Source organism: Pseudomonas sp. ASL9 (assembly GCF_056680335.1).
Genome location: NZ_CM155277.1, coordinates 5,238,237 through 5,250,579 on the forward strand (window position 1 = coordinate 5,238,237; position 12,343 = coordinate 5,250,579).

At 59.4% G+C, this 12,343-nt stretch carries 11 protein-coding genes; 2 read left to right on the top strand and 9 right to left on the bottom strand.

The genetic code is table 11. From position 1 onward, the window contains the following. Positions 1-73: 73 nt before the first annotated feature. On the bottom strand, positions 74-694 hold the full coding sequence (locus tag AC1ME2_RS24260) for a glutathione S-transferase family protein (protein WP_480437487.1): 621 nt from the start codon (positions 692-694) through the stop codon (positions 74-76). 136 nt (positions 695-830) lie between these two features. Here AC1ME2_RS24260 and AC1ME2_RS24265 point away from each other — a divergent pair, with 136 nt between their 5' ends. Beyond that, positions 831-1,754 carry a LysR family transcriptional regulator gene (locus tag AC1ME2_RS24265; RefSeq protein WP_480437489.1) on the top strand — a complete coding sequence of 308 codons (924 nt, stop codon included), beginning with the start codon at positions 831-833 and terminating at the stop codon, positions 1,752-1,754. Positions 1,755-1,896: 142 nt separating this feature from the next. On the opposite strand, the gene csrA is transcribed toward AC1ME2_RS24265, so the two are convergent. The 3 genes from csrA to AC1ME2_RS24280 all read right to left on the bottom strand — a co-directional run bounded on the left by csrA (position 1,897) and on the right by AC1ME2_RS24280 (position 4,335). Next, entirely contained in the window at positions 1,897-2,085 is a 189-nt protein-coding gene (gene csrA / locus AC1ME2_RS24270; protein ID WP_480442315.1) for a carbon storage regulator CsrA, read from the bottom strand. 298 nt (positions 2,086-2,383) lie between these two features. Further along, positions 2,384-3,736 (bottom strand): GntP family permease, encoded by a 1,353-nt coding sequence (locus AC1ME2_RS24275; protein WP_480437491.1) that lies wholly within the window; start codon positions 3,734-3,736, stop codon positions 2,384-2,386. Positions 3,737-3,840: 104 nt separating this feature from the next. After that, a complete protein-coding gene (locus AC1ME2_RS24280) occupies positions 3,841-4,335 on the bottom strand; it encodes a gluconokinase (protein WP_480442317.1) in 495 nt (164 codons plus the stop codon). Positions 4,336-4,592: 257 nt separating this feature from the next. Between AC1ME2_RS24280 and gntR the strand changes: the two genes are divergently transcribed. Continuing rightward, entirely contained in the window at positions 4,593-5,609 is a 1,017-nt protein-coding gene (gntR, locus tag AC1ME2_RS24285) for an HTH-type transcriptional regulator GntR (protein WP_480437492.1), read from the top strand. Between the two features lie 86 nt (positions 5,610-5,695). Here gntR and AC1ME2_RS24290 read toward each other — a convergent pair whose 3' ends face one another. From AC1ME2_RS24290 to glcD, 5 genes are read right to left on the bottom strand one after another with little or no spacing between them, the layout of a single operon-like run. After that, positions 5,696-7,876: a malate synthase G gene (locus AC1ME2_RS24290; protein WP_480437493.1), complete on the bottom strand. Its 2,181-nt coding sequence runs from the start codon at positions 7,874-7,876 to the stop codon at positions 5,696-5,698. 54 nt (positions 7,877-7,930) lie between these two features. Continuing rightward, positions 7,931-8,338 carry a heme-binding protein gene (locus AC1ME2_RS24295; protein WP_480437495.1) on the bottom strand — a complete coding sequence of 136 codons (408 nt, stop codon included), beginning with the start codon at positions 8,336-8,338 and terminating at the stop codon, positions 7,931-7,933. Between the two features lie 55 nt (positions 8,339-8,393). Then, the gene (gene glcF / locus AC1ME2_RS24300) at positions 8,394-9,611 is read right to left on the bottom strand and encodes a glycolate oxidase subunit GlcF (RefSeq protein ID WP_480437497.1); all 1,218 of its coding nucleotides are present in this window, start codon (positions 9,609-9,611) and stop codon (positions 8,394-8,396) included. A gap of 3 nt (positions 9,612-9,614) precedes the next feature. Continuing rightward, entirely contained in the window at positions 9,615-10,679 is a 1,065-nt protein-coding gene (gene glcE, locus AC1ME2_RS24305; RefSeq protein ID WP_480437498.1) for a glycolate oxidase subunit GlcE, read from the bottom strand. Further along, on the bottom strand, positions 10,679-12,178 hold the full coding sequence (glcD, locus tag AC1ME2_RS24310) for a glycolate oxidase subunit GlcD (protein ID WP_480437499.1): 1,500 nt from the start codon (positions 12,176-12,178) through the stop codon (positions 10,679-10,681). The genes glcE and glcD overlap by 1 nt, the downstream gene beginning before the upstream one ends. Positions 12,179-12,343 lie beyond the last annotated feature (165 nt).

The window sequence follows — 12,343 nt, forward strand, 5'->3', positions numbered from 1 at the left end:
CCTCGCACTCAGTGCATGGGCGCTGTTGAGGGCACCCATGCGTCGATCTTCAAACCGGGCCCTCAAATCCGGGTCAGGCAACTGCGGTCAGGCCTGCGGTGGTTTTCTGAAAGGGAGCAAAGCCTGGCAATGCTTCGATCCGAACCAGCCAACGGTTTATCCGTGGATAACCCGCGAGGTCGACATTACCTTCAGGGGCCCGAGCAACGTAGCTGTACAGCGCGACATCGGCCAGAGTTGGGTGTGCGCCTGCAACGACCCAGTCATGATCGGCCAGCGTCGACTCGATCAGTTTCAAAATGGCATGAGCGCGTTGGATTGCATCTTCGGCGTTGAACGGGGCGCCGAATAGGGTAATTAAACGCGCGGTAGCCGGACCGTAGGCAATTTCCCCAGCCGCTACAGAAAGCCAGCGTTGAACGCGTGCCGCTTCAGCGGCGGACTCGGGCAGCCAATCGGTTCTGCCAAATTTTTTAGCCAGGTAAACCAGAATCGAATTGGCGTCGCTGAACAGCACGCCGTCGTCATCGAGCACCGGTACCTGACCGAACGGGTTGAGCTTGAGAAAATCTTCTGACTTATGGGCGGCCTTGGCAAGGTCGACTTCAATCAGCGAATGCTCTATACCGAGCAATGACAGAAACAGGTGGACGCGATGGCAGTGGCCGGACAAGGCGTGGGAGTAGAGCTTCATGGCGAGCACCTTCAACGGTATGTGTGGGGGAAACGGTGTGTTGTCGTTGATGATGCTAGTGATCCCGAATGCTTGAATAAATGCCGTAAAGGGAAGATCTTTACTCCGAAATACGGAGTAATAGGCGAGGTGGGTAATGGATACAGTTCAGGCGATGCGGGTGGTGTTGGCAATAATCGAGCAGGGCAGTCTCACCGCCGCATCGGAAAAGCTCGATGTGTCGCTGCCGACCGTGGTCCGGATATTGGCCTCCACGGAGCAGCATTTGGGTGTGCGCCTGTTCGAGCGCACTACCCGACACGTGCGGATCACAGAGGAGGGCAAGCTGTACGCCGATGTGTGTCGCACGGTAATTCGGGAAATCGGCGATATTGAGGATGTGTTTCGCGACAAGGAGAGTGAGCCCAGCGGTCCCTTGTCGATCACGGCCCCAGTGCTGTTCGGGCGTCATCACGTGGCCCCGGTGCTCAACGGCTTCATGGCTCGCTATCCCAAGGTGACGGTGAACTTGAGCCTGGTTGATCGGGTGACTGATCTGCTGGAAGAAGGCATCGACATTGCGGTGCGGATCGGCCACGTCACGGCGCCGGATCTCGTGGTATCCCAGGTGGGGCAGGTGCGCCGTTACCTGTGTGCCAGCCCGGCGCTACTGGCTGAGCTGCGGACCCTAAAAACCCCGGATGACCTCAGCGGCGCGCCCTTCATTTGTCTTGCTGGCGTGGTCGGGGGGGCCCAGTTGACGCTGCAAGAAAACGGCAAGCCACTGTCGGTGAAAATAACCAATATCCGCATGACCACCAATAACGGTGACACGGCTATTTCTGCCTGTCTCAGTGGCTTGGGGGTTGGGTTTTTCCTGTCCTATCAGGTCCAGGACCTTATTGATGCAGGGCAGCTGGAAAGGGTGCTCGTCGAGTACCAGCCCGAGCCGTTACCGGTTTCGCTTGTTTATTTGCCATCGAGGCGAGTGTCGATTCGCTCGCGAGCGTTCATCGCTTGGGCGAAGGTGAAACTCGGCGAGCGGTTATTTCGTTTTGCATCACCCGGCAGCCTGCCGTGAAGCGTGAGCTCCAGTCATACGGCGAAATCCCGGCGGTGCGTGAAGGATAGGGGGGGAACAAAAAAACGGCGTCATCTCGACGCCGGGCGGCGGGTCTGACCAAAGAGGGCAGATCGCTCAGTAAGGGTATGCAATTACGAATTCATTGGGGGTCTTGGTGGGGAGCGATCTCGGCCTGGATGCGTTTGTAAATTTCTTCACGATGCACAGAAACATTTTTTGGAGCGTTGATGCCTAGCCGGACCTGAAGGCCCTGAACGCCAAGAATCGTAACGGTGATTTCGTCACCAATGTTTATGCTTTCGCCTACTTTTCGGGTGAGTATCAACATGATCTTTTCCTTGATGGCCTCTTGAAGCGTCTCTGCCAAGAGGCTGGCGTGTGCCTTGGGTGTGATTGTTGCCGAGTACATCCAAATGCGTCCATCACTAAGACGCCATAAGTGTAAATTTAATTCCCTTGAAACATTCATCTGTCATCGAGTCGCCTCGGAAGTAGATGAACCGCGCACCGACTTTCTGCTTGGGCGTGCGATCATTATCCCTCAAATGCGAACGTTTATTGGCTATTGTGATAAAAAAAAACGGTGTAGATCGCTTAAAATCAGCACCGCCAAAGGCATTTACTCTTCAAACCACCTGTGACAGCAACAGAATAAAGATCAGGCCCACTACCGAGAGGATGGTTTCCATCGCCGTCCAGGTTTTGAAAGTTTCGGCGACGGTCATGTTGAAGTACTGCTTCACTAGCCAGAAGCCCGCATCGTTGACGTGGGACAGGATCAGCGAACCGGCACCCGTCGCCAGTACCAGCAGTTCACGGTTCACCCCTGGGATCATGGCGACTACTGGAGCAACGATGCCCGCGCCGGTGATGGTTGCGACTGTTGCGGAGCCCGTCGCAATGCGGATTACCGCAGCGACTAGCCAGGCCAGCAGAATCGGCGAAATCTCGGCACGGACCGCCATGTGGCCAATCACATCACCCACGCCGCTGGCGACCAGCATTTGTTTGAAACCACCGCCCGCGCCAACGATCATGACGATGGCCGCAACCGGCGCCAGGCTTTGATCCAGCAGCTTCATAATCTGCTGCCGGGAGAAACCGCGAGCAGCACCGAAGGTGTAGAACGCCAGCAACAAGGCCGCGAGCAGGGCGGTAATCGGGTGACCGATCAGGTCCATCCAGACCCGGATGACACTGGCGTCCGGCAGCGTGATGTCCGCCAGGGTTTTGAGCAGCATCAAAAACACGGGCAGCAGGATCGTTACCAGCGTGATGCCGAAGCCTGGCAGGTTTTCAGTGCTGGATTCCTGGGCGATCTGGTCCATCAATTCTTTCGACGGTGTGCCAGGAATGTAGCGTGAGATCCACTTGCCGTAGATCGGCCCGGCGATTATCGCGGTGGGCAGCGCGACGATCAGACCGTAAAAAATGGTTTTGCCGATGTCGGCATTAAATACGCCAATCGCCAGCAGCGGCCCCGGATGCGGCGGGACCAGCCCGTGCACCGCTGACAGCCCGGCCAGCAGGGGAATACCGATTTTGACAATCGACAAACCGGTCCGTCGAGCCACGATGAACACCAGCGGGATCAACAGAACGAAGCCGATTTCAAAGAACAGTGGGATGCCCACCAGGAATGCGGAAAACATCATCGCCCAGTGCACACGGTCCTTGCCGAACAGCCGGACCAGAGTGCGGGCGATCTGGTCGGCGCCTCCTGAGTCAGCCATCAATTTGCCAAGCATGGTGCCCAGTGCCAAGAGGATGCCTACGAAGCCAAGAACGCCGCCGAAGCCGTCCTGGAATGACTTCATGACCTTGTCCACCGGCATGCCGGAGGTCAGGCCTAAAAAGCCCGAGGCGATAGTCAGCGCGACGAAGGGGTGAACTTTAAAGCGGGTGATCAGCAGCACAAGGCCGATGATGGTCACCAGTGCATCGACGAGCAGGTACGTCTCTTGGGTCATGCCGAACATGGGTGCGTCTCCAGTTGTCTTTGTTTTTTTGGAGCTACTGATGAGTGTGGTGTTCAATTCCGTTTGCAGGGTGCAAGACAGCGCTATCTTTTGCGTTCACGGTTTTATTTTCGTGGCCACGAAGCTTTCCACCAGGCGGCAGCTTGTTCTCCCAGCGTATCGACGGGGAGAGTCGCATCGACCACCAGTGTCAACGGTTCGCCATAAGGGGGTTCGAGCGTCTCGAATTGGCTGTCCACCAAGCTCGCGGGCATGAAATGCCCTGGGCGGTGCTCACAGCGATCGATTGCCAGTTCCTTTCTGAGCTCAAGAAATATAAAACCAAGCCCTGGCACCGCCTCGCGAAGTTTTTCGCGATAGCTGAGTTTGAGCGCAGAGCAGGTGACGATCGGACGCTCACCGTTACGCAATGCGGTGACCATTTCTTCGCCCAGGCGGACGAGCCAATCGGCACGGTCTTCATCATTGAGGGGGGTGCCAGCGCTCATCTTTTCGATGTTGGCGGCAGAGTGGAAGGCGTCACCTTCAATGAGTCGACCGCCGCTGCGCAGGGCGATGGCGGAACCGATGACGCTTTTGCCGCATCCGGCGACACCCATCACTACGAGGGCGGAAATAGCAGTATTCATAATCACCTCATCTAGAGACAGCGCTGTCTTTGGCGGCTTGAACAAAAGGGCGGCCAGGCTGTTTCCAGTTCTTGTCATTGTTATGGGCAAATCGGTCAATCATCGGACCGTGCATACGTTGCTCGTGACCGTTAGGTACGAATAAAGCGTTGCGAGGCTCCGTGAGACAGCGCTACCTTAGAGCGCATTCGCCATCTTTGGCAACCCCTCTGAGTTATTGGCAGCACATGACACGCATTGGTTCCCGCTCCACAGGTCGCCCAACCCTTAATGAGGTTGCCCGGCTTGCCGCTGTTTCACCGATTACAGCGTCGAGAGCGCTGCGCGGCATCGCCACTGTCGCGCCGGAGTTGGTAGAAAAAGTCCGGGCTGCCGCGCAGAGCCTGGGGTATGTCGCCAACCCGGCCGCCCGCGCATTGGCCTCATCGCAAAGCCAGACGGTGGTGGTGCTGGTCCCGTCGTTGTCCAACCAGTTGTTCATCGAAACCCTGGAAGCGATTCAGGGCGTACTGCGCACGCGTGGTCTGGAAGTGGTCATCGGCAACTATCACTACTCACCTGTTGAGGAAGAGAATCTGTTGCGTACCTACTTGGCCAATCGGCCACGGGGTTTGCTGTTGACCGGTTTCGATCACACACCTGCCGTGCGTCAGTTACTGGCCGCCAGCGGCGTACCCTGCGTGCACATGATGGAGCTGGACCCGGCGCGGGGTGCCTATTGCGTGGGGTTTTCTCAGGAGCAAGCCGGTGCCGAAGCGGCCAGGCATTTGTTGGAGCGCGGTCGTCGACGCCTGGCCTATATTGCGGCGCAACTCGATCCACGGGTGGTGCAGCGCGGCGAAGGTTTTCGGCGTGTCCTGCGTGAGGCTGGACTTCATGATCCGGCGCTCGAAGTCATGTCGCCGCTGCCTTCGTCCATTGGTCTGGGCGGTGAGTTGTTCGCGCAATTGATGGAGACCCATCTGGACGTTGATGCGGTTTTCTTCTGCAACGATGACTTGGCCCAAGGCGCGACCCTGGAAGCCCTGAGGCGGGGCATCGCCATTCCCGAACGGGTGGCGCTGATCGGCTTCAACGACCTGCCCGGTTCAGCACACATGGTGCCGCGCCTGACATCGATCCGCACGCCACGCGAAGCCGTCGGCCAACGGGCCGCGCAGTTGTTGCTCGGGTTGATAGACGGCGTTGCGCAGGCGCCGCAGGTGGACCTGGGGTTTGAATTGGTGGTGCGGGAAAGCACTTGATTCCGTGTGGCCTGCCAAGCCGCCGTTCGCAGGCAAGCCTGCTCCCACAGAAGTTCACATTTTCTGTGGGAGCAGAATGGCTTGACTCAGCCTTGCCGTTTTTTGAACGCCAACCGGAACTCATGCAGCAACGGCTCGGTATAGCCGCTCGGTTGCGCGCAGCCCTTGAATACCAGTGCGCAAGCCGCCTGGAAGGCGATGGAGGCGTCGAAGTCGGCGGCCATCGGCTGATACAGCGGATCACCGGCGTTTTGCTGATCGACGACCGCAGCCATGCGCTGCAGGGTTTCCAACGTTTGCGCTTTATCGATCACGCCATGGCGTAACCAGTTAGCGATGTGCTGGCTGGAAATCCGCAGCGTTGCCCGATCCTCCATCAGGCCGACGTTATGAATGTCCGGCACCTTGGAGCAGCCCACGCCTTGTTCGACCCAGCGCACCACATAGCCCAACAGGCCCTGGGCATTGTTTTCAACCTCTTCGCGAATCTGCTCGGCAGTCCACGTGGCATCCGCCGAGACGGGGATCGTCAGCAGGTCATCGAGAATTTGCTCGCTGACACTGGCCAGGTCGACCTGTTCCAGTTCCTCCTGAATCGCCCGCACATCGACCTTGTGATAGTGCAGCGCGTGCAAGGTGGCCGCAGTAGGTGAGGGCACCCACGCGGTGTTTGCACCGGCCTTGGGATGGCCAATTTTCTGTTCGAGCATGTCGGCCATCAAGTCTGGCATCGCCCACATGCCCTTGCCGATCTGCGCTCGACCACGCAGACCGCACGCCAGGCCCACCAGCACGTTGCTGCGTTCGTAGGCTTTGATCCACGGCGTGTTTTTCATTTCGCCTTTGCGCAGCATCGCGCCAGCTTCCATCGAGCTGTGCATCTCGTCGCCCGTGCGGTCGAGAAAGCCCGTGTTGATGAAGGCAACCCGCGCCGACGCTGCACCAATGCAGGCTTTGAGGTTGACGCTGGTGCGCCGCTCCTCATCCATGATCCCCATTTTTACGGTGTTGCGCGGCAGCTTGAGCAGGTCTTCGATGCGGCTGAACAACTGCTCGGCAAACGCGACCTCGGCCGGACCGTGCATTTTCGGTTTGACGATGTACACGCTGCCGGTGCGCGAATTGCCGCGACGGGCCAGGTCATGCACTGCGATCAGGCTGGTGATCACGCCATCGAGAATACCTTCCGGTATCTGGTGGCCTTCGCCGTCGACAATCGCCGGGTTGGTCATCAAGTGGCCGACATTGCGTATGAACAACAACGAGCGACCGTGCAGCGTGAGCGTGCTGCCGTCGGCAGCGGTGTATTCACGGTCGGCGTTGAGGCTGCGGGTGATGGTTTTGCCGCCTTTCTCGAGGTTCTCGGTCAGGTCGCCTTTCATCAGGCCCAGCCAGTTGCGGTAGACCGATACCTTGTCATCGGCGTCAACGGCGGCGACTGAATCCTCGCAGTCGATGATGGTCGACACGGCGGCTTCCATCAGCAGGTCTTTCACCCCGGCGGCGTCGGTGCGGCCGATGGTACTGTCGGCGTCGATCTGGATTTCGACGTGCAGGCCGTTGTTCTTCAGGAGGATAGCGGTCGGTTGCAGTGCCGGGCCCTGGTAGCCAATGTATTTTTCTGGCTGCTTGAGTCGAGTCTGAATGCCGTCGGTCAGGGTGATCAGCAGTTGGTCGCCGTCTACGCGGTAGCTTTGCGCATCGACATGCGAGCCATTGGCCAGCGGCGCTGCTTCGTCGAGAAAGGCACGGGCGAAGGCCACGACTTTGGCGCCGCGCACCGGGTTGTAACCCGTGCTTTTTTCCGCACCGTCGGTTTCAGCGATGGCATCGGTGCCATACAACGCGTCATACAGCGAGCCCCAGCGGGCATTCGCGGCGTTCAGGGCATAGCGGGCATTCACCGCAGGCACTACTAATTGCGGGCCTGCCTGGCTGCTGATCTCGATATCAACGTTGCTGGTGCTGGCTTGCACGTTGGCCGGCTGCGGTTGCAGGTAGCCGATTGACTGAAGGAACGCGCGATAAGCCGGCATATTGCTCACCGGGCCGGGATGAGCGCGGTGCCAGGTGTCCAGCTCCGTTTGCAACCGATCGCGTTCGGCAAGCAGGGCACGGTTTAGCGGTGCAAGTTCGTGCACCAGGGCATCGAAACCGGTCCAGAACGCATCACGGTCGAGACCCGTGCCCGGCAGCACGTCTTCATCGACAAAACGTTGCAGATTGGCGGCCACTTTCAGGCGCTGGCAGTTAACGAAATCAGTCATCTCAGGGTCTCCATTCGTGGGAGCGAATTTATTCGCGAAGGCGGTCTATCGAGCTTACTTGGCGTTCAGACAATCAGCACCAGCTCTGGCCACTTGTGCATCTTGATCGGCCTTGACCCCGGACACGCCCACCGCGCCAATCACCTGGCCATCGACGATCACCGGCACGCCGCCTTCGAGGGATGTCAGCAGGGGGGCGGACAGGAAGGCGCTGCGCCCGCCATTGACCATGTCTTCATAGCCCTTGGATTCGCGACGGCCCAGCGCTGAGGTGCGGGCTTTTTCGGTGGCGATATAGGCGCCAATCGGCGCGCAGCCGTCCAGACGCTCCAGGGCCAATGGATGGCCACCGTCATCGACCACGGAGATGGACACTGCCCAGTTGTTTTTTTGCGCTTCAGCGCGGGCGGCGGCGAGGATCTGGCTGACTTCGGTCTGGCTCAATACGGCTTTGGTTTTCATGTGGCTCTCCAATAGGGGCAGCAATAGGGGGCTGTAATAGAAAGTGTGCGGTCGATTAAGGCAGCGCTTCTTCGATCAGTTCGATCCAGTGCCTGACCGGCGTCCGGCCTGCGCTGTCCAAGTGGGTCTGGCAACCGATGTTGGCGGTGACGATCACCTGTGGCTTGCCGCTCTCGAGTGCGTTCATCTTGTTGTCGCGCAGTTGTCGCGACAGCTCGGGTTGGGTCAGTGAATAGGTGCCTGCCGAGCCGCAACACAGATGACCGTCGGGTACTGCGGTGAGGTTGAAGCCTAGCCGGACGAGCACGCTTTCGACTGCGCCACCCAGCTTTTGTGCGTGCTGCAAGGTGCAAGGGCAATGGAAGGCCAGGCGCAGGTCACTCTCGACCCCGAGCTTTTCCAGGGGCTCATCGCGTAGCACTTCCACCAGGTCGCGGGTCAAGGCGCTCACCCTTTTCGCCTTGGCGGCGTAGGCCGGATCGTCTTTGAGCAGGTGCCCGTAATCCTTGACGAACGCGCCACAACCGCTGGCGGTCTGGACGATGGCTTCGGCGCCGCTTTCAATGCTCGGCCACCACGCGTCGATATTGCGACGGGCACGGTTCAGGCCTGCCTCCTGTGCATTCAAATGGTAATCCACTGCGCCGCAGCAACCGGCCTGGCTGATCGGTGTAACGCTGATCCCCAAGCGATCCAGTACGCGCGCCGTGGCGGCGTTGGTATTGGGTGACAGCGCAGGCTGCACGCACCCTTCGAGCATCAATACACGCCGCGCATGGCGTTGGATCGGTAGTGCCTTGGCCGGGTGTACCACGCGAGGCAACTTGATCGCGAGGGTTTCAGGCAACAGGGGGCGAAAGGCCTGGCCAATCTGAACCAGCGTCTTGAACAGCGTCGGGTTCGGCACCACTGCACGCAAACCCTGACGCAAGAGGCGCTCGCCCAGTGGACGAGGAACGGCGTCATCCACCACAGCGCGGCCGATGTCCAGCAGGTTGTGGTAATCGACGCCGGAGGGGCAGGTGGTCTCGCAGTTGCGGCAGGACAGGCAGCGGTCCAGGTGCAGCTGAGTTTTTTCGGTAACGTGGTGGCCTTCGAGCACTTGCTTGATCAGGTAAATGCGCCCGCGTGGGCCGTCCAGCTCATCACCCAACAGTTGATACGTCGGGCAGGTGGCGTTGCAGAATCCGCAATGCACACAGGTGCGCAGGATGCTTTCGGCCTCTTCAGCACGCGGCAGGCGTTTGGCATGTTCACTCAACGTGGTCTGCATGGCTTAAATCTCAGCGTACATTCGGCCCGGGTTGAAAATCCCTTGCGGGTCGAGTTGTGCTTTCAATTGGCGGTGGTAGCGCAGCAATGGGCTGCCCAGCGGTTGGAACGGGCTGTCGCTGACGCCATGGCTGTAGCAAGTCGCGTGGCCTCCGACTTCAGTGGCAATGGCGCGAATAGCTTCAGCCTCCGCGTCGGATTTCAGCCAGCGCTGGGCGCCGCCCCAATCGATCAACTGCTCGCCCGGCAAGGCGAGGGTGCCAGTGTTGTTGGGTAGTGACAGACGCCACAGTGGCTGGCTTTCGTCAAAAAAACCCAGGCACTGTTCATTCAATTCGCGCCAGTAAATCGGGTCAAGCAATTCACCGCCGAGGCGATCATGTGCGGCAGCCACCGAACCTTCGCCGCCTTCCAGGCGCAGACGCAGCACGCGTCCATCATGGCTGGCGGCGCTGATCGGCAACGGCTGCTGGCCCCATTCGGCCAGTTTTTGCAGCGCGAGTTCAGTGTTCATTTCCAGGGCGATGCTGATGCATTGACGCGGTTTTGGCAGAACTTTGAGCGACACCTCGGTCAGCAGGCCGAGGCAGCCATAACTGCCGACCAACAACCGGGAAAGGTCGTAACCGGCCACGTTTTTCATCACCTCGCCGCCGAAGCGCAGGTGCTTGCCCAAACCGGTGATGACTCGGGTGCCAAGGACGAAATCACGTACCGAGCCGGACCAGGGCCGGCGAGGCCCGGACAATCCGGCTGCGACCATGCCGCCGACCGTGGCGTCGCCTCCAAAGGACGGCGGCTCGCACGCCAGCATTTGCCCAGCCGCTTCGAGCGCGGCACACAGTTCGCTTAACGGTGTGCCAGCGCGGGCGGTGATCACCAGTTCAGTCGGGTCGTAGGTGACGATGCCATGGTGAGTACGAGTATCGATGATCTCGCCAGCGACCTCGCGGCCCAGAAACGCCTTGCTGTTGCCCCCTTGAATACGCAGGGGCGTGGCGTTTTGCAGTGCCTGATTGACTTGTTCCAGCAACGCGGCGCTGGCGTCGACATTCTGTTGGGCACGCATCAGAAACGCTCCAGTTCAGGGAAGGGCAACTGCCCTAAATGCACGTGCATGGCACCGAATTCGGCACAGCGATGCAGGGTCGGAATGTTCTTGCCAGGGTTGAGCAGACCGCTGGGGTCAAACGCTGCTTTCACTGCGTGGAACAAGGTCAGTTCGTCGCTGTTGAACTGGGCGCACATCTGATTGATTTTCTCGCGGCCGACCCCGTGTTCGCCGGTGATGCTGCCGCCGACCTTGACGCACAGTTCGAGGATTTTGCCGCCCAGGGCTTCGGCGCGATCCAGTTCGCCGGGTTGGTTGGCATCGAACAGAATCAGCGGGTGCATGTTGCCGTCCCCGGCATGGAAGACGTTGGCCACCCGCAGCCCATATTCTTCGGCCAGTGCCGTGATGCCCCTGAGCACCCCCGGCAATGCTCGGCGCGGGATGGTGCCGTCCATGCAGTAATAATCCGGCGACAGGCGCCCAACCGCCGGGAACGCGTTCTTGCGCCCGGCCCAGAACCTGACACGCTCGGCCTCATCGCGGGCCAGACGCACTTCGGTTGCACCGGCTCTTTCCAGTACGGTGCGAACCCGGTCGCATTCGTCGTGGACATCGGCTTCGACGCCGTCCAGTTCGCACAGCAGGATGGCTTCGGCGTCCACCGGGTAGCCCGCGTGAATAAAGTCTTCAGCGGCGCGAATCGCCAGGTTGTCCATCATCTCCAGTCCGCCGGGGATGATGCCTTCGGCAATAATGTCGCCCACTGCGCGCCCGGCTTTTTCCACCGAGTCGAAGGCGGCCAACAATACTTTGGCGACCTGCGGTTTGGGCAGCAGTTTGACCGTGACTTCAGTGATGATGCCGAGCATGCCTTCGGAACCGGTGAACAGCGCCAGCAGGTCGAAGCCCGGCGAGTCCAATGCATCGGAGCCGAGGGTCATGCGTTCGCCTTCGACGGTGAGAATGTCCACCTTGAGCAGGTTGTGCACGGTCAGGCCGTACTTCAGGCAATGCACGCCACCGGCGTTCTCGGCGACATTGCCGCCGATGGAGCAGGCGATCTGCGAGGACGGGTCCGGGGCGTAATAAAGGTCATAAGGCGCAGCGGCCTGGGAAATCGCCAGATTGCGCACCCCGGGTTGCACGCGGGCCAAGCGCGCGGCGGGGTCGATGTGCAAAATCTGGTTGAAGCGCGCCATGACCAACAGCACGCCTTTTTCCAGCGGAAGGGCGCCACCTGACAAGCCAGTCCCCGCGCCACGGGCGACTACCGGAACCTTGCGCTCGTGGCACAGCTTAAGCAGCGCTTCCACCTGTTCAAGGCGCTGGGGCAACACCACCAGCATCGGTGTGGTGCGATAGGCGGAAAGACCATCGCACTCGTAAGGCTTGAGCTCTTCTTCGCGATGGAGAATGTCCAGATCGGGCAAGTGCTCGCGCAGGGCCAGGAACAGTTGGGCCTTATCAACGAGAGGCAATACACCGTCGACGCGTTCGTCGTACAGAATGTTCATGGTGGGCTGACAACCCTGAGTTGTTGTTATTGAAGACCGATTTACGGGCTCTACTGTCTTGCATCATTGGCCGCAGAGGCTTTACTGTCCATGACTTATAAGACTGGTCGAACCAGTTCTTTTTTCTAGGTGATCAATTGTTTTTTTAAAAATTATTATTTTTCA